The following is a 22,248-nucleotide window of genomic DNA, read 5'->3' on the forward strand; positions in this document are numbered from 1 at the left end:
GACCTCCCTCCGGAAGGAACCCCATGGAGATCTCCGTCCAGATGTACAGCGTGCGCGAGGCCCTCGCGTCCGATTTCCAGGGCACCGTCGCGCGCCTGGTCGAGCTCGGCCTCACCCACGCCGAGCCGTTCAGCCTGCTCCAGTACCGCGAAGAGCTGGTGCGCGCCCGCGAGCAGTTCGCGATCGACTTCCCCAGCGCCCACCAGTCCTTCCTGGGTGAGGACACCGACTTCGCCACGGTGCTCGAGGCGGCAGGTGCCGTGGGAGTGACGTACCTGATCGACCCGTCGTGGAGGGCCGAGGACTGGTCCGACGCCGGGAAGGTCCGCGCCGTGGCGGCGAGGCTGAACGAGCGCGCGGAGCAGGCGGCGGCCGCGGGTATCCGCGTCGGCTATCACAACCACCACATCGAGCTCTCCTCCCAGCTGGAGGGCCGCAGCGCCCTCGAGCTCTTCGCCGACGAGCTCGATCCGCGGGTCGTGCTCGAGGTCGACACCTACTGGGCCGCTGTGGGCGGGGCCGACGTGCCCGCCCTGCTCGGCGCCCTCGGCGAGCGCGTGCAGCTCGTGCAACTCAAGGACGGCGATCTCTCCACGGATGCGTCCACGCAGCTGCCGCTCGGCGAAGGCGCCATGCCGCTCGCCCAGACCCTGGACGCCTCGGCGCAGACGGCCTACGGCGTGATCGAGTTCGACGCGTACGCCGGGGACATGTTCGACGGCATCGCCGCCTCGCTCGCCCACCTCAGGACCGCAGTCTGACCCGGCGCACGCACCGCACCATCCGACGAGCACGCACGACGAACCCGCCCGTCGGCCCCCGCACCATCCGCGCCCCGCTCCGGGGCCCGCTCCCCTCGCACCACGAAGGACTGTCTCCATGACCTCCCAGAACCAGACCGGCCCCGTCGGCATCGGCATCATCGGCGCCGGCACCATCTCCGGCCAGTACCTCGAGAACCTCACCTCCTTCCCGGACGTCACCGTGCACGTCATCGGCGACCTCTACCCCGAGGCCGCTCAGAAGCGCGCCGAGGAGTTCGGCGTCCCCGCCTTCGGAACCGCCCAGGACGTGCTGGATCACCCGGACGTCGAGATCGTCATCAACCTGACGATCCCCACCGCGCACGCCGAGGTCTCCCAGGCCATCGTCGCCGCGGGCAAGCACGTGTGGACCGAGAAGCCGATCACCACGGTCCCGGCCGACGCGACGGCGCTGCTCGAGGCGGCCGAGAAGGCGGGCGTGCGCGTGGGCGGCGCTCCCGACACCGTGCTCGGGGCCGGCATCCAGACCGGTCTGCGCACCCTGCGCGACGGCTCGATCGGCACCCCGGCCAGCGCGCTGACCCTGTTCCAGTCCCCCGGCCCGGAGTCCTGGCACCCGAACCCGGCCTTCCTGTTCCAGGAGGGCGCCGGGCCGCTGTTCGACATCGCGCCGTACTACACGACCACCCTCGTGCTCGCGCTGGGCCCGGTCACCTCGGTCAGCGCCGTGGGCTCCAAGGCTCGTGAGCAGCGCACCATCGGCTCGGGCCCCAAGGCCGGCGAGCTCTTCGACGTCACCGTGCCCACCCAGGTCGCAGCGCTGCTGAGCTTCGAGTCCGGCCAGAACGCGACCGTGCTGCTGAGCTTCGACTCCCCGCACACCCGCACCGGCTTCGTCGAGGTGTACGGCACCGAGGCGACGCTCGCCTTCCCGGACCCCAACGTCTTCGACGGCGACTCGGCGCTGACCACCTACCGCGGCGAGACGGCCACCCCGATCCCCGCCACCGGCGCCGTCACCGGCCGCGGGCTGGGCGTGCTGGAGATGGCCCGTTCGATCCGTGCCGGCGTCCCGCACCGCGCCCAGGGCGAGATCGCCGCGCACGTCCTGGACGTCATGGTGGGCATCGAGACCGCCATCGCCGAGGGCTCGATCGTTGAGGTGAGCTCCACCTTCACCGAGGTCGAGCCCATGCCGGCCGACTTCGACCCCTTCGCCACGACCCTCTGAGATGCCGGAGCGCCGCGATCAGCCCAGCAGGACCCCGGCGATCGCGGCGCTCATGAGGTTGGCCAGAGTGCCGCCGAGGATCGCCTTCAGGCCGAGCTGGGCGATCTCGGAGCGTCGGCTCGGGGCGAGGCCCCCGAGCCCGCCCAGCAGGATGCCCAGGGAGCTGAGGTTCGCGAAGCCGGTGAGGGCGAACGTGGTGATCGCGGCGGTCTTCGGACTGAAGCTGTCGATCTCGGGGCCGAAGCCGGCGAAGGCGACGAACTCGTTGACCACGACCTTCTGCCCCACGAAGCTGCCGGAGCTCACGGCCTCGCCCCAGGGCACGCCGATCATGGCCATGATCGGGGCGAACGCCCAGCCGAGGATCTGCTGGAACGTGAGATCGCCGGCCCCGAACCAGCCGCCGACGGTGCCCAGCAGCAGATTGATCAGCGCGATCAGGGAGATGAAGGCCAGCAGCATCGCGCCGACGGTCGCGGCGAGCTTGAGCCCGTCGGCCGCTCCTCCGGCCGCGGCGTCGATGACGTTGGCGTACTGCATCTCCTCGAGATCGTCCTCGGTGTCCTCGTCCTCGGCCGTCGTGGTCGTGCGGGCGGTGGCGCCTGTCCCGGCCGTGGCCGCCCCGTCGTCGGCCGCCTTCGCGCTCCGTCCCCCGGAGCGCCGGTTGCTGGCCTCCACCAGGGCGGCTTCCCGCGCCAGGGCGTCGGGGTCGTCCTCGGGCACCAGGATCTTGGCCATGAGCAGGGCGCCCGGGGCGGCCATGAAGCTCGCCGCGATCAGGTATTCCAGCGGGGCGCCCAGCAGCGAGTAGCCCACGAGCACGGATCCGGCGACTGTCGAGAGGCCGCCCACCATCACCGCGAACAGGCCGGACCGCGAGAGCCGCTTGATGTAGGGACGGATCACCAGGGGCGCCTCGGTCTGGCCCACGAAGATGTTGGCCGCGGCGTTCACGGACTCCGCGTAGCCGGTGCCGAGCAGCTTCCCGAGTCCGCCGCCCAGGAGCGCGACGAGCTTGGGCAGGATCTTCCAGTGGTAGAGCACCGCGGTGAGGGAGGCGAAGAAGATGATCACCGGGAGCACCTGGAGGGCGAAGACGCTGCCCTCTCCGTCGGCCGGGATCAGGGGCCCGAACAGGAAGGAGATGCCCTCGGCGGAGGTGTCGATGACGGATTGGAAGCCGGCCGAGACCTTCCCGAGCGCCCATTGGCCGGGGCCCCAGTACAGGACCAGCACTCCGAACCCCACCTGCAGGGCGAGGGCACCGATCACGGTGCGCAGCCGGATCGCCCGGCGGTTGCTGGAGAGGGCGACGGCGATCAGCAGGAGGCCTGCCATTCCACCGAGGCCCCAGAGCAGGTCGACCATCACGCTCACCTCATGACTGCAGATCGGGAACCGGGAATCGGGACCAGAGCCCCAATGCGCGCGCCAGTGTAGGGGCCGACGCCCGGCGGCCCAACCGTCGCCGGTGACAGCGCCGATGACCGAAGATGGACCGTGCACGGATCCCCCGGATCCCCGATCGACCCGCACCCTTGGAGCACTCATGGACCCGACGCCGCACGGCACCTCGCACCGGGAGGCGCTGCTGGCGCACCTCACGGAGTTCCTCGGGGATCAGTACGTCATCGCCACCGACACGACGGTTCCCGGCAGCGCGACAGGTCCCGATGTCTCCTCGGGGCTCCCCGCCCCGATCGACCTGGCCGTGTTCGCCCCGTCGGAGCAGGTTCCCCACGCCACCCTGGTCACGCTCGGTCTGTCCGAGAGTCCGATGCGCACCGAGAGCGGCGAGGAGTACCGGCTCGAACTGCTGATGGGTCTTCCCGCAGGATGGCCGGGCATCGATCCTCCCCAGCCCGAGCTGCTGGAACAGAACCCGAACTCCTGGCCGCTGCATCTCCTGCGGGACACCGCGCGGATCCCGGGTGAGGACGGCTCCACGCTGGACTGGGGCCACAGCATCACGAATCTGGGCACGTGCTACGACCCGTCGGTCCCCTTCACCGGGGCGCTGATCGGCCCGCCCTACGGATACCCGCCGCAGCTGATGAACGCGCCGACCCCCGCCGGTGGCGTGCAGATCCTCGCGGTGCTCCCGGCCACCGACGAGGAGCTCGCGCTGAGGGTCTCCGTCCCCTCAGGTGGCGACATGGTGCTGGACCGCCTCGAGCGGGCCGGGGTCACCGCGGTCCTCGATCCGGCGCGCGAATCCGTGACCGACGGGCCGGCGCCGTGGCGAATGCATGTGCTGCTGCGGGAGCCGGCCGAGCATCTGGGTCAGGTGCTCGAGGGGGTGCTGCCGAACATGGCGGAGCAGCTCGGCGCGCAGGGCATCGACGAGTTCGTGCTGCCGATCGGTCCCGAGCCGCTGCGCTGGCGGGTGGGCGGGCGCTTCGCCCCGTCGGCCCTCGCAGACGACCTCGAGCTCGCCGCGCTGCCGGAGCAGGAGCTCGCCGTGCTCCGCGAGGCGATCACCAGCCACGCCACGGTGCTCACGCTCTCCCCGGAGCGCCCAGGTGACGGCGCGACCGTGGCCGGCGCGACGGCGATGGCGCAGCTGCTCGTCGAGACCGGGAAGGCCCTCGCGGTCTGGCTCCCCCATCAGCGGCATCTGACCACCGCCGCACAGTTCTCGGCAGATATCGCGGCCGGGCTGCCCACCACGTGCCGGGTCCACCCCGAGTCGGCGCTGGTCAGCATCGGCGCCGACGGACCCGGCGCGGACGACGCCGCACGGACCGCCGGGCTCGCGGCGCTCGGCGGCGCGGAGGTGCGGTTCGCCGCGCCCGAAATGACCACGACGCAGAGGATCGGCCGTCTGCACCGGATGATCGCCGACTGCGTCGAGGAGGTCGGCGTCGTCCCGACGGCGGGCCAGCAGGCACGCGTGGACGGCACGACCTACGAGCTGCGGCTCGACGCTGCGGCGGGTACGAGTACGGGAGTCGGGTCGGAGGTCCAGGAGCAGGTTCTGCAAATGGCCCCGATCAGCCCCCGGTAGGTTGAGCCCATGGACGCCGACCACCCCCTGCACGTGCGGGCCGACGACACCGCCCCGCCGGACGATCACCTGGTCGCCGAGCTCACCGAGCTGCTGGACTCGGTGACCGGCCTCGAGGCGATGGCCGAGCGCATGGCGCTGCTCGCCGACCCGCGCCGCCTGCGGATCCTGTTCTGCGTGCACGCCCACCCCGGGGTGCGCAGCTCGGACATCGCCCGGGCCATCGGGGCGAGCGACTCGACCGCATCGCATGCGCTGGCCCTGCTGCGCGAGGCCGGATGGGTGCGGCCACGACGCGCGGGCCGCGAGGTGCGCTACGAGCTGGCCGACGGGTTCGCCCACTCGCTCCTGCACGATCTCGGCTCCGACCACCTGCCCGGCATCCACCACCACGAGCACGCCCCCGAGACCTGACTGTCGACAGCCAGCGGCACCGCCCTGCTCCCTGAGCGCCGGATACTTGTAGAGTCCTTCAAGTAGTTCGTCGGATTCGGCGACGGACACCGAGCGGACAGCAGGAGGGGCGGCCATGGCGACAACGACCGACGCCACCGACGGGCAGGCGTCACCCCGCCCTCGTCGGCCCGACGCCCCGCCGGCTCCGCACCGATCCGCCGAGCCCAGCAGCTCCACCAGGCCAAGCAGCTCCGCCGGGTCAGGCAGCGCCGCCGGGTCCCGTCGGCCGGGTCTCACCGACCCGCTCGGCGTGCGCTCCCGCGCCCGGCGCTCCGCCCTGGTGCTCCTTCTGCTCGCCGCGGCCACCCTGCTCAGCCTGCTGATCTGCCTGGGCATCGGCCCGGTCCCCATCGCCCCCGGCACCACCGCGCAGGTCATCGCCCAGCACCTCGGGCTGGCTCCCGCTCCGGCCACGGGATCCGCCGCGGACTCGGCCACCGAGGCGATCATCTGGACCGTGCGCCTGCCCCGGGCCCTCATGGGAGCCGCCGTCGGCGCCTGCCTCGCGATCAGCGGCGCCGCCCTGCAGGCGATGGTGCGCAACATGCTCGCCGACCCGTACATCCTCGGCGTCTCCGGCGGCGCCTCGACCGGAGCGGCGGCCGCGATCCTCTTCGGTGTGGGCGCGGCGATGGGCGAGTACGCGCAGTCGGTGCTCGCCTTCGTCGGGGCCCTCGGCGCGGCCCTGCTGGTGTTCGCGATCGCGCGGGCCGGCGGGCGGGTGACCTCGCTGCGCCTGCTGCTGTCCGGGGTCGCCGTCGGCTACGCGCTCACGGCCGTGACCAACCTGCTGATCTTCTCCTCGGACTCCGCCGAGGGGTCGCGCTCGGTGATGTTCTGGATGCTGGGCTCGCTGTCCCTCGCACGCTGGAACGCCTTCCTGCTGATCGCGGTGCTCGCCGCCGGGATCGGCACGCTCATCATGCTGCTGGGGGCGCGGGTGCTGGACGCCCTCAGCGCAGGCGACGAGATCGCCCACGGCCTGGGCATCTCCCCGGACCGTGCCCGCATCGGCTTCCTGATCGTGGTCTCGCTGTGCACCGCGGCGGCGGTCGCCGGGGCCGGCTCGATCGGTTTCGTCGGCCTCGTGATCCCGCACCTCGCCCGCCGCCTGGTCGGCGCCCGGCACCGGGTGCTGATCCCGGCGAGCGCCCTGCTGGGCTCGCTGTTCCTGCTCTGGGCCGACGCCACCGCCCGCATCGTCATGCAGCCCCGCGAGCTGCCCATCGGGGTGATCACCGCGGCGATCGGCGCACCGTTCCTGCTGATCCTCGTGCGCCGGATGTACGCCCGACAGCACTGAGCGCCCCACTCCATCCCTCTCCCCCGCCCCAGAAAGAGGTCCCCATGGATCTGTCCGCCGCCCGCCGTCCGTCCGCCGGCACCCTCAGCCGCCGCTCGGCGCTCGCAGGGCTCGCCGGAATCCTCGGGATCAGCGCGACGGCCTGCAGCTCGGGGACCGCCGGCGGCTCGACGTCCGGCTCAGAGGGAGCCGCCGGCTTCCCGCTCGAGCTCGCCAACTGCGAGGCCACGCTGACCTTCGACGCCCCGCCGCAGCGGATCGTGCTGCTGGAATCCGCGCCCGTGACCACGCTGGACGGGATCGGGGTGCTGGACCGGGTCGTCGCCCGGGCCGGGGTGTTCCCCCCGGGGTACTACGACGAGGAGCTCGACGCCCGGGTCGAGGAGATCCCGACGCTCTCGGACGACATCGACGCCTCGGGCCACCTGCAGATCTCCCAGGAGATGGTGATCGCCCAGACTCCGGACATCGTGTTCGGCCTGCCCGACGGCGTGAGCCGCGAGGCGATGGCCGATGCCGGCGCGCAGGTGGTGGTCCAGGACATCTACTGCGGCACGGACGACGAGCGGGCGAGCTTCGAGACCCTGTACTCCACGATCGCCACCTACGGCCGCATCTTCGACCACGCGCAGGAGGCGGAGGACCTCACGGCTGCGCTGACGGACCGGGTCACGGCGGTCTCCGAATCCGCCGAGGCCCTCCGCACGACGACGGCCGCGGTGCTCTACCCCTCGCTCGGCGGCGGCCCGCTGTACACCTACGGGGCGGGGTCCATGGTCACCGCGCAGCTCGATGCGCTGGGCATCGAGAACGTCTTCGCCGACACCGCCGAGCGGGTGTTCGAGATCAGCTCGGAGCCGCTGCTGGCAGCCGACCCCGACGTGCTGATCGTGCTCTACCAGGGAGAGGGCGACGGCAGCGACGTCACCGCGGAGATGACCACCCAGGACCAGCTGACCGGACTGCGCGCGGTGCAGGACGAGGCCGTGCTGCCGCTGCTGTTCAACTTCGCCGAGCCCGCGTCCCCGCTGGTCGTGGAGGGGCTGGAGAGGATCCACGAGTGGCTGCTCGAGATCGAGGGATGAGTCCCGACCCCGGCTCCTCGCCCGCCGCACCCGTCCTCGAGGCCCGCGGCCTCACGCACGCCTTCGGGACCGAGCCCGTGCTGCGCGGGATGGACCTGTCCGTGTCGGCCGGGGAGATCGTGGGCCTCGTGGGCCCCAACGGCAGCGGCAAGACCACCGCCCTGCGCCTCCTGCACCGCGAGCTCGTGCCCGACGCCGGGCAGGTGCTGCTCGAGGGCCGCGAGCTGGGCAGCTATTCCGGGCGCGAGCGGGCCCGGCGCATCGCCGTGATGGCGCAGGAGATCACGGGCGAGGTGTCTCTGACCGTGGCGGACGTGGTGCTGCTGGGCCGCATCCCTCACTCCAGCACCTTCGGCTCGACGTCCGATGCGGACCTGGAGATCGCGACCCGGGCGCTCGAGGACTCCGGCGCCCTGCACCTGGCCCGGCGGGAGTTCGGGCTTCTTTCCGGTGGGGAGAAGCAGCGGGTGCTGATCGCGCGGGCGCTCGCCCAACGACCGCATCTGCTGCTCATGGACGAACCCACCAACCATCTCGACATCGGCTCCCAGCACCACGTGCTGCAGATCGTGCGCACCAAGGGCGTGGCGACCATCGTGGTGCTGCACGACCTGAACCTCGCCGCCCGCTACTGCGATCGGGTCATCGTGCTGGCCGACGGCCTCGTGCACTCCGCGGGCCCGCCCGGCGAGGCACTGCCCGCCTCCCTGGTCAGCGCCACCTACGGGGTCGCCGCCGAACGGGCCACGGCCGACGACGGCACCGCGCAGTTCCTGTTCCGCGGGCAGGAGCCGCCCCCCGGCCCTGCCGCACCCGGCCCGTCGGCCGCACCTGCCGCACCCGGCGCACCCGGCGCACCCGGCGCACCCGCCAGCCCCCTCTTCCCCACCGCCTCCACCCCCGAGGAGCCCGACGTTGACGCCCACCGCCGACCCCGCCCAGGCCCGCTGGAACGACTACTGGACCCGATACGCGGCCGAGTACGACGAGCACCAGCTGTGCCGCCTCGCCCACCCCGAGGAACGTGAGACCTGGTCCCGGGTCTGGACCGAGGTGCTCCCGACGGGGACGTCCACGATCCTCGACGCAGGAACCGGCACCGGGAACATGGCCCTGCTGCTCGCGGGCGCGGGCCACACCGTGACCGGGATCGACCTGGCCACGGGCATGCTCGAGCAGGCGCACACCAAATGCGCGGACCACCCGGATCCGCCGACGTTCCTGGTCGGGGATGCCGTGGATCCGCCTTTCGCCCCGGGCTCCTTCGACGCGATCATCTCGCGGTATCTGCTGTGGACTCTGCGCGACGCCTCGACCGCGCTGGCCCGCTGGTTCGAGCTGCTGTGCCCCGGTGGCGTGCTGGTGGCGGTCGACGCCCCCTGGTTCCGGGGCGAGGGCGCGCTGCCGCGCGGAACCGAGCGGCAGGACCACTTCGCGTCGGCGTACGACGCGGAGGCCTTCGAGCGTCTGACCTTCGGACGCGCCGGCACCGAGCAGATCATCGCCGAGTGGGAGGCGGCCGGCTTCGTGGACGTGCGCGCCGATCCCCTGACCGAGGTGCTCGAGCTGGATCGCGCGAACGGTGTCGCCCCCGGCCACTCCCCGCAGCTGCAGCAGCGCTTCAGCGCGCGCAGGCCCGACTGAACGCAGCGCGCACGACCGCACCATAGACAACACTGTGTGTCACACACTATGGTGTGGAACATGAGCGAGCACTTCGACACCCACCTGCAGGAGCTGAGACGCGGCACCGTCGTGCTCGCATGCCTGCAGTTGTTGCGCACCCCCGGCTACGGCTACAACCTGCTCGAGCAGCTCGCGGCGCACGGCTTCCTCACGGACGCGAACACGCTCTACCCCCTGCTGCGTCGGCTCGAGAAGCAGGGATTCCTGACCAGCGAGTGGAACACCGAGGACTCCAGGCCCCGCAAGTTCTACGTCACCTCGGCCGCGGGTACGAGCCTGGCCGACACCCTCAGCAGGGACTGGCTCGACCTCACACGGTCGATCTCCTCCCTCACCGATGACCCGGGCACCCCGGAGGAGATCTGACATGACCACCTCACTCACCGAGCGCTATATCGGCGCCACCGTCGCTTCGCTCCCTCCGACCGCCCAGGAGGATGTGCGCGCGGAGCTCGAGGGCTCCATCGCGGACGCCGTCGACGCCCGCCTGGATCAGGGCGAGGATCCTGGCGACGCCGAGCGCGCCGTGCTCACCGAGCTGGGCGATCCGGCCGCCCTCGCGGCCGGCTATGCCGACCGTCCGCTGCACCTGCTGGGCCCCCGCTATTACCTCGCGTGGAAGCAGCTGCTGAAGATCCTGCTGATGATCGTGCCGGCGTGCGCCGTCGTCGGAGTCGCCCTCGCGCAGGTGATCGCCGGCGCCTCTGTCGGCGCCGTCATCGGGCAGGCGGTCGGCGTCGGGGTCACCGCCACGATGCATCTGTTCTTCTGGGTGACGCTGGTGTTCGTCCTCCTCGAGCGCACGGGCGCGGACACCGGCCCCGGGTGGACGGTGGACCAGCTGCGCGAGCCGACGTCGACGGGGACCGGACGGGCGGACCTCATCGCTTCACTGATACTCGCCGCAGCCGGTGCGGGTGCCCTCCTGTGGGACCACTTCCTCGGGTTCTTCCGGGTCGACGGGGTCTCGCTGCCGATCCTGCATCCAGGACTGTGGCCCTGGGCGATGGCCGGCCTGCTCGCCCTGATCGCCCTCGAGGCGGTCCTGGCCGTCATGCTCTCTGCGAACGGTCGTTGGACCGTGCGGCTCGCAGTGCTCAACACCGTGCTCGCCATGCTGGCCATGACTCTGGTGCTCACGTTGATGGGCAACGGCCTCCTGCTGAACCCTGACTTCCTGCAGTCGGTGTTCATCGCCAACGGCGTCGAGCCGGACTCGATGCGGGTACTCGGAATCCTGACCTGGTTCATGCTCGTGGGCATCCCGGTGTGGGACATCCTCGACGGCTGGCTGAAGACCCGGCGCGACGCACGCCGCTGACACCGGGTGACCCGCGGTCTCCGTGCTCAGAGCTCGGTGGTGGCCGTGCCGCCGGGTGGGCGCTCCCCGACCACCTTCGCCTTGAGGATCTGCGCAAGCCCGGCGACTTTGCCCCCGGGCAGGCCCCAGAACTGCGCGGATTCGCCGCTGACCCGCAGCAGCCCCAGGTCCGGGTCGTCCGGACCGTCGGGGAAGTAGGCGGCCGCCCGCTTGGTCCACAGCTGTTCCACCAGAGAGCGGTCCTCGACGAACTCGGCATGTCCCGCGACCGACAGCCACGACCCTGCCTGCGAGATCGAGAGGTTCACCTGCGGTCCGCTGCGCAACGCCTCGGCCTGGCCGCCGCGCAGTCCGACGAAGAACCAGACGTCCGCGTCGTCGGTCACGCCCTGGATGGACAGGGGGTGGGACAGGAGCTTGCCGCCCGGGAGCGCCGTGGTGAGCATGACGAGGTCGGCGTCGCGGAGCGTGTCCACCACGTCCTCCAGGGCCAGGGTGTCGTCGGTCATGAGGGGTCCTCCCGCGTCGCCTGTACTGTCCCGTCCGACGGTACTCGCGCCCTCCGATCCCGGGCGCGGACCCGACCGTTCGGTACCGATTCTCACGGGCGTGCACAGGTCTCCGACGCACCGGCATCCTGCGCGCGCCCATCCCGCCTGCGACGATTTCCTGCTAGCACGTCGACCGTCCTCCACCCGCCACGCGCGGCGGTTACGAAGAAGGTCGGGAGGACCCTCGGCACGGACCCCGTGGTGCCGTATTTTGACGAACGTGACCACACACCTCGCGCAGTCCGCCCAGGAGCCCGGCCTCGGCACGCCCGGCGCTGTCGCCCCCGGCATCACTGTCGGCATCTCCGCTGCCGTCGGCCGCACCCCGCTGATCCGTCTCGACCACCTGTTCCCCGACTCGGGCGTCGAGATCCTCGCCAAGCTGGAATCCGTGAATCCCGGCGGCAGCACCAAGGACCGCCCGGCGCTCGCGATGGTGCGCGACGCGATCCGCAGCGGCCGCCTCGCCGCCGGCGGCACGGTCGTCGAATCCAGCTCGGGCAACCTCGGGGTCGCCCTGGCGCGGGTGTGCACGTCGCACGGGGTGCGCTTCGTGTGCGTGGTGGACTCGCGCACCAACGCCACCACCGTGGCCACCATCCGGGCGCTCGGCGGGGAGATCTCCCTGGTCTCCGAGCCGGACCCCGAGACCGGCGATCTGCTGACGGCGAGGTTCCGACGGGTCGAGCAGCTCCTGGAGGAGATCCCCGGCGCGGTGAACCTGTTCCAGTACGGCAATCCGGCGAACCCCGGCGCCCACGCCGCGGGCACGATGCGCGAGATCGCCGAGGCCACCGATCACCGGCTGGACGTGCTGATGGCCGCCGTGAGCACCACCGGCACCATCGCCGGCTGCACCGCCTACATCCAGGACTCCGGCATGGCGACCCGCACGATCGCGGTCGACGCCATGGGCAGCGTCCTGTTCGGCGGCACCGCCGCGCCGCGTCCCCTGCCGGGCCTCGGCGCCGGTGTGGTCACCGACATCTCCCGCACCGTCGAGCCCGACCAGGTGATGCGCGTGAGCGGGCTGGACTGCGTGGTCGGCGCGCGACTACTCGCACGTCGCGAAGGGATCCTCGCCGGCGCCTCCACCGGCGGGATCGTCCACGCACTGGGCATGCTGGTCCCGCACCTGGAACCCGGCACGCGGCTCGCGTTCATCGTGCACGATGGCGGAGTGCCCTATCTCGAGACCGTCTACGACGATGCCTGGGTCCAGCAGACCCTCGACGCCGATGTCGACGCCCTCGCCGCCGCGACCTCGTCCCTGCTGGACACCGCCGCGCGTGGCTGAGCGCGCCGCCACAGGACCCCTGCGCCTGGCCGTGATCGGGGCCGGCCCCAAGGCCCTGTTCGCCCTCGAGGAGCTCGCCGCGCTGCTGGTCGGTCACCCGGAACCCGTCGGGCGCCCTGGGGCCGGCTCCCCGCGAGAGCTCCTGGAGATCACGGTCCTCGACCCCGGCGAGCATCCCGGCACCGGAGCCGCCTACGACCTCTCCCAACCTCCCGAGCTGCTGCTGAACGTCGGCTCCGGGATCCTCGATGCCCCGGCTGCCGGCGCCTTCGCGTCCTTCCCCGACTGGGCGGCGCGTGAGCATCCGGAGCTGGCAGAGGAGCCGTACCCGCCGCGCGCCGTCGTCGGCCGCTATCTGACCGAGCGCTGGCAGCGGATGCAGGAGTCCCTCGCCCCGTTCGGGACTGTCCGCCTGCTCCGCGACCGCGCCGTCGCCGTCCATCGGGACGCCGACGGATGGCTGGTCTCGCGAGGGGAGGGCTCGGCGCCGCTCGCGCCGGCCGACGCAGCTGAGACCCCCGCAGCTCCGGCTGGCGAGATTCCCGCCGACGAGGTGCTCGTGGCGACCGGCCACGCGGCGGGGCACGACAGCTCCCTGGCGACCGCGCGGGCCTCAGGCCGGTGGTCTGCTGGGCTGCCGCTGCGCCCCGCCGTCCTGCCGGTCGGGACCATGCTCGCGGCGGCTCACGTGCCACCCGGGTCCCGGGTGGCTGTGCGGGGTGGGGCCCTGACCTTCATCGATGCTGCCCTCACGCTCACCGTCGGCCGCGGCGCCCGCTTCCACCCCGATTCCGCCGGATCCGGGCGGCTGCTCCACGAGCGCAGTCCCGAGGAGCCGTCTGCGATCCTCCCCACCACCCGCCACGGCCTGCTCCTGGAGGCGAAGCCCGATCCGGGAACCGCCCTGCCCGACGCTGCTGAGGCGGCGATCGAGGAGGGCCGACGCCAGCTGGCGTACGAGACCTCCCTCTCCGGCTCCCTGACCCCGGATCAGGTGCTCGAGATCGTGCTGGGCGTCGCCGCTCGGTTGCTCGACGATGTCGATTCCGATGTCGATGTCGATGTCGACACCGGCTCGGCGCCAGCCCTCGCCGTGCGCCGCACGCTCGGCGAGGGCTCCGATCCCGAGCTGCCCTCCGGGCCAGGACGCGCCGCGGAGGCGCTGCGTCGCAGCGTGGCCGTCGCCGAGGGCAGCCGGAAGCCAGGGCCCAGCTGGGCCCTCGGCCGCGCCTGGGTGCTGATGTATCCCCAGATCACCGCGGCGCTGCGAGACTGCACGGTCGACGAGACGGCCTGGTCCCGGTTCCGGGAGGCCGAGCTGGTGCTGGACCGCTTCGCCTTCGGGCCGCCCCTGGACACCGCGCGCGAGCTGCTCGCGATGGTCGACTCCGGCGCGGTGGACCTGTCCTGGGTCGACGCCGGCACCACGATCACCGCGCAGGGGATCCAGGGCCTGCCCGCCGGCTCTGCCTCGGCCGATGTCGTGGTCGACGCGGTCCAGCCCCCTCCTGGCCTGGTCGGCGTCTCCGATCCGCTGGCGCGACACCTGCTGGAGACGGGCCTGGTGTCGGTGCGTCCCGGCCGTCGCGGCGCGGTCATCGACCCCGACGCCACCGCGATCGCGCCCGACGGGAGTCGCGTCGAGGGACTGGCGCTCCTGGGCCGGCCGACGGAGGACCACGTGATCGGCCACGACACCCTCAACCGCCATCTGCATGCCGAGCCGGGGCTCTGGGCTCGCCGCCTCGGCGCTCGACTTCTCGGCGCACGCCGTCCCAGCCCGCGCCGTCCCAGCCTGCAACGACCCGACGTCCCCGACGTTCCCGACGATGCGGATCTCCGGTCCGGCTGCCAGGGCCTGCCTCCGCTGACCGCGCGCCTGGAGCCGTGGATGCGCGAGCTCCTCGCCGATCCCGTCGCCTGCCGCGACCTGCTCGAGGATCACGGCAGCCCGCTGAACGTGCACGACCTCTCGGCGCTGCCCCGCAATGCGGCCGAGCTGTCGGACGCCGCCGCAGAACAGGGCGTCGACCTGCGCATCTTCGTGGCGCGCAAGGCGAACAAGACCCTCGGTCTGATGACGGCGGCGCAGAACGCCGGGCTCGGGCTCGACATGGGCAGCGAGCGCGAACTGGAGCAGGCCCTCGAACTCGGTGTCCCGGCACAGGACATCGTGGTCACGGCGGCCATCAAACCGGCCCCGCTGCTGCGCCTGGCACTGACCTCCGGGGCGATGCTGGTGCTGGACAACCTCGACGAGGCCGCCGCGGTCGACGCCCTGCTCGCCTCGCCCAGCTCCGTCCCGGCCCCCACCCGTCGGCCCGTCGCCCTGCGGCTCGCGCCCACGCCGAGCGAGACCGTCGGCCCCACCCGGTTCGGAGAATCCGCGCGCACCTGGCGCGAGTGGGCCCAGTCCCGCGACCCCGTCCAGGACGCTCTGCGCATCGACGGCATTCACTTCCACCTGCACGGCTACGACCCCCTCGCCCGCGCCCATGCCCTCGCCGAGGCGGTCGGCCTGGTCGATGCCCTGCGTGCGCTCGGTCACCGACCTCGGTTCATCGACATCGGGGGTGGGATCCCCATGTCCTACCTCGACGACCCCGAGGAATGGGCCACCTTCTGGAGCGCGCACGAGGACCGGACCGGCACAGCGGACAGCTCGCTGACCTGGCGCGGGGAACCGCTGCGACAGGTGTATCCGTATCACCAGCAGATGGTGCGCGGGCCGTGGCTGACCACCGTCCTCGCCGCCGAGGTGGCCCCGGGGACCACGGCCGCCGACGCCCTGCGCGAGCGCGGCCTGGAGCTGCGCTGCGAGCCCGGGCGCTCGATGCTCGACGGCTGCGGCATGACCCTGGCCCGAGTCGTCCAGCGCACCTCCACGAGCGACGGGATCCCCCTGATCGGGCTCGAGATGAACCGCACCCAGTGCCGATCCACCTCGGATGACTTCCTCGTGGACCCGGTGCTGGTCCGCGCCGGCGCCGTGCCGCCGCAGAGCACATCGGAACCGGTGGACGCGTTCCTGGTGGGCGCCTACTGCATCGAGGCGGAGCTGATCCAGCGTCGACGTCTGCGCTTCCCACACGGGGTCCACCGAGGAGACATCGTGGCCCTGCCCAACACCGCCGGCTACCTCATGCACATCCTGGAGAGCGCCTCGCACCAGATCCCGCTGGCCTCCAACATGGTGCAAGGCCCGGACGGTTGGCGGCGCGACCGGATCGACGCCGTCTCCCCGCTGCGCCCCTGGGCGGACCCTGCGAGCTGACCCGCTCTCATCCGGCCTGCTGCCCGGCATGTCGGTCCGGCTGCCGCCCGGCATCTCGTTCCGGCTGCTGCCCGGCATGTCGGTCCGGCTGCTGCTCGGCGCGGCGGGTCGCCGCCCAGCTCGCGAGCAGCCTCATCCGCTCCTCGGACTGCGAGCCCGGCTCGGCGGAGTAGACGATCATCGCGCGACCCGGCTCCGCCGTGAGCGCGAGCTCCTCGTCGGCGACGGTCAGCTCGCCGACCACCGGATGCTCGAAGCGCTTCGTCCCGGACCCGTGGGTGTGCACGTCGTGCGCACCCCACAGCCGGCGGAAGGTGTCACTGCACGTGGACAGCTCACCCACCAGGTCCTGGAGCGTCGCGCCGTGCGGGTCCTTCCCGGCTTCGACGCGCATGCTCCCCACGCACATCTGCGCGAACCGCTCCCACTCGGGATAGAAGTCCTTCGAGGCCGGATCGAGGAACTGGAAGCGGGCGAGGTTGGGGATCCGTCCCGCCGTGCCGTCACCGACCAGCGGCGAGTAGAAGGCGCGGCCCAGCTCGTTGGTCGCCAGCAGGTTCTGGTACTGATCGCGCACGAAGGCGACGCCGTCGGTCAGGGAGTCCAGCGCCCACTGCAGGGCGGGGCGCACCGGAGCGGGGGTCGCGGCGCTGCGCCGACGGGGCCGGCCCGACGTCGGGATGCCGTCCGCCGCGCGGGCCAGATCCAGCAGGTGGATGCGCTCCGTCTCGTCGAGCTGCAGGGCCGTGGCGACCGCATCCAGCACGGAGGCCGACGCCCCGGCGATCGCCCCGCGCTCGAGCTTGGCGTAGTACTCGACGCTCACCCCGGCGAGCATCGCGGCCTCGCTGCGACGCAGCCCCGGCACCCGACGGGACCCGCCGCCCGCGGGCAGCCCCGCCGCCTGCGGCGTCACCTTCGCACGGCGCGACATGAGGAATTCGCGAACCTCGGCTCGATTGTCCATGCCGCCACCATAGGACTCCGCGAGCCGCGCCGCCCGGCCGGAGAGGTCCCCTGCCGGTACACCCCTCGGCAGGGACTCCCCCAGGCCGCGTGCAGGTCGTGGAATGGGGTCATCACCCGAGCGATCCCGGTCCCCGGACCGGACCTGATCGGACGGGAACGACCCAGCACGAAGGAGCACCCCATGCGCGCAGTCATCATGCATGCCCCCGGCGACGTCCGCGTCGAGGAGCGCGAGGACCCTCGGATCATCGATCCGACGGACGCGATCATCCGCCTCACCGCCACCTGCATCTGCGGCTCGGACCTGTGGCCCTACCGCGGCGCCGACCAGCCCGACCACCAGCACATGGGCCACGAGTACGTGGGCGTCGTCGACGAGGTCGGTTCCGCCGTCGAGACCCTGGAGGTCGGGGACTTCGTCGTCGGCTCCTTCGTGATCTCCTGCGGCACCTGCGAGATCTGCCGCGCGGGCCACCAGTCCCGCTGCGTGAACGCGGTGTTCGTGGACGGCGCGATCGGCACCCAGGCCGAGAGGGCCCGGATCCCCTTCGCCGACGGCACCCTCGTCGCGACGCCCGGCCAGCCGGACGCCGCGCTCATCCCCTCGCTGCTCGCCGCCTCCGACGTGCTCGGCACGGGCTGGTTCGCGGCCGACGCCGCCCAGGCCGGTCCCGGGAGGATCGTCGCCGTGGTGGGCGACGGCGCCGTGGGCCTGATGGGCGTGCTGGCCGCGCAGCAGATGGGCGCCGAGCGCATCATCGTCGTCAGCCGCCACGCCGACCGGCAGGCGCTGGCCCGCGAGTACGGAGCCACCGACATCATCGAGGAACGGGGCGACGAGGGCGTGGCGCGTCTGAACGAGCTCACCGGCGGGCTCGGCGCGCACTCCACGATCGAGGCCGTCGGCAGCCAGGAGTCGATGATGCAGGCGATCCGCTCCACCCGCCCCGGCGGATCCGTGGGCTTCGTGGGCGTCTCGCACGACGTGCAGATCCCCGGTGACGAGCTGTTCTTCTCCGCCGTCCACCTCCACGGCGGCCCTGCTCCGGTGCGCCGCTACCTGCCCGAGCTGATCCAGCTCATCTGGGACCGGACGATCGACCCGGGGAAGGTCTTCGACCTGACCCTGCCCCTGGCCGACGCCGCCGAGGGCTACCGCGCCATGGACGAGCGCCGCGCCACCAAGGTGCTGCTGACCCTCTAACCCCGCCCGCCGGGGACCAGCATCACCACCTCGACCCCACACCCCACCCCGAGAAGGGCCCATGACCGCCACGATCCCGCCAGCAGCCCCCTCGCCGGCGCCCTCCCCGGACGCTGCGTCCAGCACCGCGTCCCCGCACGCACTCGCTCCCGCTCCCGCGAAGCTCCCGGCCGTCACCTACGTGCTCACCGCAGGCACCTTCCTCATGGGGACCACCGAGTTCGTGGTCGCCGGGCTGCTGCCCGCCGTCGCGGCCGACTTCTCCGTGAGCATCGCGGCCGCGGGCCTCGCGATCACGGTCTTCGCGATCGGCATGATCGTCGGGGCCCCGACGATGGCGCTCGCGACGCTGCGTGTACCGCACCGGGTCACCCTCACCGCGGCGCTGCTGGTCTTCGCCGTCGGCCACGCCATCGGCGCCCTCACCCCCGACTACGCGGTGCTGCTGGGCACCCGCGTGCTCACGGCGATCGCCACCGGAGCGTTCTGGGCCGTGGCCTCGGTCGCCGCCGTGAACGCCGCCGGTCCCCGGGCCAGCTCACGAGCCCTGGGGATCGTGCTGGGCGGGGGCATGCTCGCCAATGTCCTCGGCGTGCCGCTCGGCGCCTTCGCGGGCCAGGTCATCGGCTGGCGGGGCACCTTCTGGGCGCTCGCGCTGCTGGCTGCAGTCCTTTCCGTGGCGGTCGCGCGCAGCGTGCCGGGGACCACGACGGCCGACGGGCCCTCGCCCGCCCCCTCGATCCGGGCCGAACTCGCCTCCCTGCGTTCCGGGAAGCTCTGGCTCGTGCTCGCCACCTGCGCAATGGTCACAGGCGGCGTGCTGTCGATCTACAGCTTCATCTCCCCGATCCTCACCGACGGCGCCGGCCTCCCGCAGTCCTGGGTCCCTGCGGCTCTCATGGGCTTCGGCATCGCCGCGCTGATCGGCTCGGTGCTCGGCGGCAGGATGGGCGACACCCGGCCCCTGGCCACCCCGCTGGTCACGAGCATCGCGACCCTCGTGGTCGCCCTTGCCCTGTTCCAGGTCGCCGCGGTGCCGGCCGCAGTGCTCGTGCTGTTCGTGCTGCTCGGGCTCGTCGGCCTGTCCGCGAATCCGGTGCTGGTGGGTCTGGCCAACCGTTACGGCGGAGAGGCCTCGACCTTGGCCACGGCGATGCCCACCTCGATCTTCAACCTGGGCACGGCGATCGGCACCGGCATCGCCGGGGCCAGCCTGAGCTCGGGTCTCGGCACGCGCGGGCCACTGCTGGTCGGCGCCGTCGGCGCGGCCCTGGTGCTGATCCCTCTGGGCCTGCTGATCCTCCGTGAGCGGGGTACGCAGCTCGCACGCTGACCTCCCCCGCCCGTGCGGAGTCCCTCGGTCGCACGGGACTCCTCGACCGCCCAGGAATCATCGGCTGCACGACCGCTGCTCGCCATGGTCCCTGTCGGACGGAGGCGAGCTCTGCTCACATCCGGCGGGAATAAACTTGCGGACCGTCCCGTTGTAGGAGACTGTAGCGGTGGTGGACAGCTGGAGTCCGCGGCGAAGACCGGTGACCGAACACCGATCTGAGCGCCTCATGGACGAGTAACTCCCGGCTCAACAGCTGCTGCCACCGAAGCGATGCGCGCGACCTTTCCACACCGCGCGACCGTGCAGCCTCCGGCCCGACCTTGCGGGGAACCGCAGAGTTCAGGCCTGCCGCACGTGCGCTTCCGGGCCGCCGCCCACCAGGGCAGGCATCCCGGTGACACGACACCTCGCTGGTGAGAATCCAGCACCCACATCATTGCGTCGGCTCCGGTCGACGTCGCATGCGTCAGCCTTCCGCTGGCGCCGAAGGAGAACACCATGACGACCCTCAGCACCACGTACAGTCCGACCACCCCGGCGGCCCCGACCGCCCCCAGCGCCTCGCAGCACTCCGGCACCCGCACCGTCGTGTTCCGCGACCAGAGCGCCGGTGTGCGCTACCTGACCAGCTCGGATCGCCCGACGGACCTCTCGACCACCTGGGAGGACGGCAACGTCTACCCCGTCATCGAGGTGGACCTGTCCTCCGCGGCCCATCTGGCCGGCCATCGCCGCACCGGCACGGCCGGTTCTGCCGGCCGCTCCGGTCGCGCCCGCCGTCGCCGCTCGAAGAGCGCCGCCGCCCGCGGCTGACCTCGCAGCCGGCGCAGACCCGGCATCTGCCACGCATCGGCAGCGGCCGATCATCTCGAGCCGTGCACTCCCTGCTCAGACCACGGTCTGAAGGCAGGTGGTGCACGGCTCGATCGTCGTTCCCCGATGTCCCGACAGCGGTGCCGGGGGTGAGCGGCCAGGCGGTCAGGCGGTCAGGCGGTCAGGCGGTCAGGCGGCGGAGCGTTCCCGGTGCGCCGCCACCGCCGCCTCGGCATCGGCCATGACCAGCATGCCGTTGATGTGTCCCCCGGCGAGCGACCCGGCCGCGGCCGACGGCCCCACCTGGGCGCTGGGATCGGTGACGTTGCCGGCCACCCAGACCCCGGGCACCTCGGTGGCTCCGGCGAAGCCGCTGGAGATCTTCTCGCCCATCCCGCCGGGCACCTCCTCGACGGCAAGACCCAGCGCGTCCAGGCCCTCCAGCCGCGGGTGCATCACGGTCGCGGCGACGAGCACGGTGCGCGGCACGACCTCCCCGCCGACCAGCCGCACCCCCGCGACGGAGCCGTTCTCGGAGGCGACGATCTCCTCGATCCCGGTCTCGATGACGGAGATGCCCCGGGCGGCGCAGCGCTCCCGGGAGTCCTCGTCGAGCTCGAACCCGTGGACGAAGACGGTGATGTCCTCGCTCAGCTGACGGAACATGAGCGCCTGGTGGAGGGATGCCGGGCGGGTCGCGATGATGCCGATGGCTTCGCCGCGCACCTCATAACCGTGGCAGAAGGGGCAGTGGACGAGCCCGTGCCCCCAGTGCCGGGCGAGGCCCGGGATCTCGGGCAGCTCATCACGCAGCCCGGTCGCGACCAGCAGGCGGCGGGCCGTGAGCCGGCGACCGTCCGCGAGATCGACGGTGAAGCGCAGGTCCCCGTCGGCCGACGGCTCCGCGGCCCGCGCGGAGATGACCTCGCCGGGCACGATGATGCCGCCGTACCGGCGCACCTCCCCGCGCCCGCGCTCGAGGTACTCGGCAGGCGGGGTGCCCTCGTTGCCGAGCAGGCCGTGGATGCCCTCGGCCGGGGCATTGCGAGGGTCTCCGCTGTCGATCACCACCACCGAGCGGAGGGAGCGGACCAGCATGAGCGCGCCGTTGAGACCGGCGGCGCCACCGCCGATCACGACGACATCCACGAGGTCGTCGAGGGCGTCGAGGGCGTCGAGGGCGTCGGGCACGGACGAGTCGGACAGGGAAACGGGAGCGGCGGTAAGTGGTGACGTCATGCTCCCGACGCTAGACAGCGTTGCCGCACATGCATAGTCTTTTGCGCATGACGCAAGGAATCAGAGATGTCGACAGCCTCGTGCGCCAACGCCTGCGTGCCCTGCGTCTCGCCCAGGGCCTGTCGCTCGGGGACCTCGCAGAGCGCGCACACCTCAGCCCCTCGACCCTCTCGCGGATCGAGAACGGCCAGCGACGCCTCGCCCTGGACCAGCTGGTGCTCCTCGCACGCGGCCTCGACACGAGCTTGGACGAGCTGGTCGAGGTCCAGGAGGACGAGGTCGTCTCGAACGCGATGATGGACCGCGGCCTGGACTCCCTGCACTGGTCGGTGCGTCGCTCCCCCGGCACCACCATCCTGCGCCGCCGCGTGACCGGGCCGCCGCCCGCCACGGATCGGGCGCGAGCCCACCCTGGCCAGGAATGGCTCGTGGTGCTCTCCGGAACGCTCACCCTGCTGCTGGGCGATCGGCGCTATCGGATCGAGGCGAACCAGAGCGCCGAGTTCGACACGATGCTCCCCCACGCCTTCGGCGCCGAGGGCGGGCCCGTCGACGTGCTGATGATGGTGGACCGCGCCGCCCGACGCGAGCACCGCGAGGGCGACGACGACGCGGGCTGACAGCGGGCAGAGAGGCCCCACTCGCCGTCGCTCTTGACACGCGCGAAGTTCGCAGTGCAGGATCCTCGTCATACGAATAACGTCCAGCGGAT

20 protein-coding genes are annotated in these 22,248 nt (G+C 72.2%); 16 read left to right on the forward strand and 4 right to left on the reverse strand.

The features are described 5' to 3' along the window. The first annotated feature begins 23 nt into the window (after positions 1-23). Both ACT3T5_RS12880 and ACT3T5_RS12885 read left to right on the forward strand, forming a co-directional pair. Positions 24-761 (forward strand): sugar phosphate isomerase/epimerase family protein, encoded by a 738-nt coding sequence (locus ACT3T5_RS12880; RefSeq protein ID WP_444594523.1) that lies wholly within the window; start codon positions 24-26, stop codon positions 759-761. A 118-nt stretch (positions 762-879) separates the two neighbouring features. Then, positions 880-1,995, forward strand: a complete 1,116-nt coding sequence (locus ACT3T5_RS12885) for a Gfo/Idh/MocA family protein (RefSeq protein ID WP_444594524.1) — start codon at positions 880-882, stop codon at positions 1,993-1,995. Between the two features lie 18 nt (positions 1,996-2,013). On the opposite strand, the gene ACT3T5_RS12890 is transcribed toward ACT3T5_RS12885, so the two are convergent. Beyond that, positions 2,014-3,363 (reverse strand): NupC/NupG family nucleoside CNT transporter, encoded by a 1,350-nt coding sequence (locus ACT3T5_RS12890; RefSeq protein WP_443426627.1) that lies wholly within the window; start codon positions 3,361-3,363, stop codon positions 2,014-2,016. Positions 3,364-3,544: 181 nt separating this feature from the next. Here ACT3T5_RS12890 and ACT3T5_RS12895 point away from each other — a divergent pair, with 181 nt between their 5' ends. The 8 genes from ACT3T5_RS12895 (at position 3,545) to ACT3T5_RS12930 (ending at position 10,853) form a co-directional block, all read left to right on the forward strand. Next, a complete protein-coding gene (locus tag ACT3T5_RS12895; RefSeq protein ID WP_444594525.1) occupies positions 3,545-5,002 on the forward strand; it encodes a suppressor of fused domain protein in 1,458 nt (485 codons plus the stop codon). Between the two features lie 9 nt (positions 5,003-5,011). Further along, complete coding sequence (locus tag ACT3T5_RS12900; RefSeq protein WP_443426629.1) at positions 5,012-5,416, forward strand: ArsR/SmtB family transcription factor; 405 nt, start codon at positions 5,012-5,014, stop codon at positions 5,414-5,416. A gap of 115 nt (positions 5,417-5,531) precedes the next feature. Then, positions 5,532-6,761: a FecCD family ABC transporter permease gene (locus ACT3T5_RS12905; protein ID WP_343924695.1), complete on the forward strand. Its 1,230-nt coding sequence runs from the start codon at positions 5,532-5,534 to the stop codon at positions 6,759-6,761. A 44-nt stretch (positions 6,762-6,805) separates the two neighbouring features. Further along, positions 6,806-7,846: an ABC transporter substrate-binding protein gene (locus ACT3T5_RS12910; RefSeq protein ID WP_444594526.1), complete on the forward strand. Its 1,041-nt coding sequence runs from the start codon at positions 6,806-6,808 to the stop codon at positions 7,844-7,846. Continuing rightward, positions 7,843-8,874: an ABC transporter ATP-binding protein gene (locus ACT3T5_RS12915; protein ID WP_444594527.1), complete on the forward strand. Its 1,032-nt coding sequence runs from the start codon at positions 7,843-7,845 to the stop codon at positions 8,872-8,874. Before ACT3T5_RS12910 ends, ACT3T5_RS12915 begins: the two co-directional genes overlap by 4 nt. Further along, a complete protein-coding gene (locus tag ACT3T5_RS12920) occupies positions 8,762-9,490 on the forward strand; it encodes a class I SAM-dependent methyltransferase (RefSeq protein WP_444594528.1) in 729 nt (242 codons plus the stop codon). Before ACT3T5_RS12915 ends, ACT3T5_RS12920 begins: the two co-directional genes overlap by 113 nt. A 60-nt stretch (positions 9,491-9,550) precedes the next feature. Continuing rightward, positions 9,551-9,898, forward strand: coding sequence for a PadR family transcriptional regulator (locus tag ACT3T5_RS12925; protein WP_343924687.1), 348 nt, complete (start codon positions 9,551-9,553; stop codon positions 9,896-9,898). A gap of 1 nt (position 9,899) precedes the next feature. Then, complete coding sequence (locus ACT3T5_RS12930; protein ID WP_444594529.1) at positions 9,900-10,853, forward strand: permease prefix domain 1-containing protein; 954 nt, start codon at positions 9,900-9,902, stop codon at positions 10,851-10,853. A 26-nt stretch (positions 10,854-10,879) separates the two neighbouring features. Here the strand turns inward: ACT3T5_RS12930 and ACT3T5_RS12935 are convergent, their stop codons facing one another. Further along, positions 10,880-11,362: a pyridoxamine 5'-phosphate oxidase family protein gene (locus tag ACT3T5_RS12935; RefSeq protein ID WP_441463134.1), complete on the reverse strand. Its 483-nt coding sequence runs from the start codon at positions 11,360-11,362 to the stop codon at positions 10,880-10,882. A 262-nt stretch (positions 11,363-11,624) separates the two neighbouring features. On the opposite strand from ACT3T5_RS12935, the gene sbnA reads away from it, so the two are divergent. Together sbnA and ACT3T5_RS12945 are read left to right on the forward strand one after the other, a co-directional pair. Then, positions 11,625-12,701, forward strand: coding sequence for a 2,3-diaminopropionate biosynthesis protein SbnA (gene sbnA, locus ACT3T5_RS12940; RefSeq protein WP_441463132.1), 1,077 nt, complete (start codon positions 11,625-11,627; stop codon positions 12,699-12,701). Next, positions 12,694-15,975: an FAD/NAD(P)-binding protein gene (locus ACT3T5_RS12945; RefSeq protein ID WP_444594530.1), complete on the forward strand. Its 3,282-nt coding sequence runs from the start codon at positions 12,694-12,696 to the stop codon at positions 15,973-15,975. The genes sbnA and ACT3T5_RS12945 overlap by 8 nt, the downstream gene beginning before the upstream one ends. A gap of 7 nt (positions 15,976-15,982) precedes the next feature. Here the strand turns inward: ACT3T5_RS12945 and ACT3T5_RS12950 are convergent, their stop codons facing one another. Beyond that, positions 15,983-16,942 carry a helix-turn-helix domain-containing protein gene (locus ACT3T5_RS12950; protein WP_444594531.1) on the reverse strand — a complete coding sequence of 320 codons (960 nt, stop codon included), beginning with the start codon at positions 16,940-16,942 and terminating at the stop codon, positions 15,983-15,985. A gap of 183 nt (positions 16,943-17,125) precedes the next feature. Here ACT3T5_RS12950 and ACT3T5_RS12955 point away from each other — a divergent pair, with 183 nt between their 5' ends. From ACT3T5_RS12955 to ACT3T5_RS12965, 3 genes are all read left to right on the forward strand, one after another. After that, on the forward strand, positions 17,126-18,148 hold the full coding sequence (locus tag ACT3T5_RS12955) for a zinc-dependent alcohol dehydrogenase family protein (RefSeq protein ID WP_444594532.1): 1,023 nt from the start codon (positions 17,126-17,128) through the stop codon (positions 18,146-18,148). 61 nt (positions 18,149-18,209) lie between these two features. Further along, a complete protein-coding gene (locus ACT3T5_RS12960; RefSeq protein ID WP_444594533.1) occupies positions 18,210-19,481 on the forward strand; it encodes an MFS transporter in 1,272 nt (423 codons plus the stop codon). A gap of 501 nt (positions 19,482-19,982) precedes the next feature. Beyond that, on the forward strand, positions 19,983-20,297 hold the full coding sequence (locus ACT3T5_RS12965) for a type B 50S ribosomal protein L31 (protein ID WP_444594534.1): 315 nt from the start codon (positions 19,983-19,985) through the stop codon (positions 20,295-20,297). A 189-nt stretch (positions 20,298-20,486) separates the two neighbouring features. Here the strand turns inward: ACT3T5_RS12965 and ACT3T5_RS12970 are convergent, their stop codons facing one another. After that, positions 20,487-21,536 (reverse strand): NAD(P)/FAD-dependent oxidoreductase, encoded by a 1,050-nt coding sequence (locus ACT3T5_RS12970; RefSeq protein ID WP_444594535.1) that lies wholly within the window; start codon positions 21,534-21,536, stop codon positions 20,487-20,489. Between the two features lie 47 nt (positions 21,537-21,583). Here ACT3T5_RS12970 and ACT3T5_RS12975 point away from each other — a divergent pair, with 47 nt between their 5' ends. Beyond that, positions 21,584-22,156 carry a helix-turn-helix domain-containing protein gene (locus tag ACT3T5_RS12975; protein ID WP_193116634.1) on the forward strand — a complete coding sequence of 191 codons (573 nt, stop codon included), beginning with the start codon at positions 21,584-21,586 and terminating at the stop codon, positions 22,154-22,156. The last annotated feature ends 92 nt before the right edge of the window (positions 22,157-22,248 follow it).

This window comes from Brachybacterium sp. AOP3-A1-3 (assembly GCF_052378285.1).
GTDB lineage: Bacteria > Actinomycetota > Actinomycetes > Actinomycetales > Dermabacteraceae > Brachybacterium.

Bases quoted from the DNA above. Each gene is read 5' to 3' on its own strand.
- ACT3T5_RS12880 (WP_444594523.1), top strand. From the start codon at position 24: ATGGAGATCTCCGTCCAGATGTACAGCGTGCGCGAGGCCCTCGCGTCC.
- ACT3T5_RS12925 (WP_343924687.1), top strand. From the start codon at position 9,551: ATGAGCGAGCACTTCGACACCCACCTGCAGGAGCTGAGACGCGGCACC.
- ACT3T5_RS12935 (WP_441463134.1), bottom strand. From the start codon at position 11,362: ATGACCGACGACACCCTGGCCCTGGAGGACGTGGTGGACACGCTCCGC.
- ACT3T5_RS12915 (WP_444594527.1), top strand. From the start codon at position 7,843: ATGAGTCCCGACCCCGGCTCCTCGCCCGCCGCACCCGTCCTCGAGGCC.
- ACT3T5_RS12970 (WP_444594535.1), bottom strand. From the start codon at position 21,536: ATGACGTCACCACTTACCGCCGCTCCCGTTTCCCTGTCCGACTCGTCC.
- ACT3T5_RS12905 (WP_343924695.1), top strand. From the start codon at position 5,532: ATGGCGACAACGACCGACGCCACCGACGGGCAGGCGTCACCCCGCCCT.
- ACT3T5_RS12900 (WP_443426629.1), top strand. From the start codon at position 5,012: ATGGACGCCGACCACCCCCTGCACGTGCGGGCCGACGACACCGCCCCG.
- ACT3T5_RS12890 (WP_443426627.1), bottom strand. From the start codon at position 3,363: ATGGTCGACCTGCTCTGGGGCCTCGGTGGAATGGCAGGCCTCCTGCTG.
- ACT3T5_RS12965 (WP_444594534.1), top strand. From the start codon at position 19,983: ATGACGACCCTCAGCACCACGTACAGTCCGACCACCCCGGCGGCCCCG.
- ACT3T5_RS12975 (WP_193116634.1), top strand. From the start codon at position 21,584: ATGACGCAAGGAATCAGAGATGTCGACAGCCTCGTGCGCCAACGCCTG.
- ACT3T5_RS12910 (WP_444594526.1), top strand. From the start codon at position 6,806: ATGGATCTGTCCGCCGCCCGCCGTCCGTCCGCCGGCACCCTCAGCCGC.
- ACT3T5_RS12950 (WP_444594531.1), bottom strand. From the start codon at position 16,942: ATGGACAATCGAGCCGAGGTTCGCGAATTCCTCATGTCGCGCCGTGCG.
- ACT3T5_RS12960 (WP_444594533.1), top strand. From the start codon at position 18,210: ATGACCGCCACGATCCCGCCAGCAGCCCCCTCGCCGGCGCCCTCCCCG.
- ACT3T5_RS12955 (WP_444594532.1), top strand. From the start codon at position 17,126: ATGCGCGCAGTCATCATGCATGCCCCCGGCGACGTCCGCGTCGAGGAG.
- ACT3T5_RS12930 (WP_444594529.1), top strand. From the start codon at position 9,900: ATGACCACCTCACTCACCGAGCGCTATATCGGCGCCACCGTCGCTTCG.
- ACT3T5_RS12885 (WP_444594524.1), top strand. From the start codon at position 880: ATGACCTCCCAGAACCAGACCGGCCCCGTCGGCATCGGCATCATCGGC.
- ACT3T5_RS12895 (WP_444594525.1), top strand. From the start codon at position 3,545: ATGGACCCGACGCCGCACGGCACCTCGCACCGGGAGGCGCTGCTGGCG.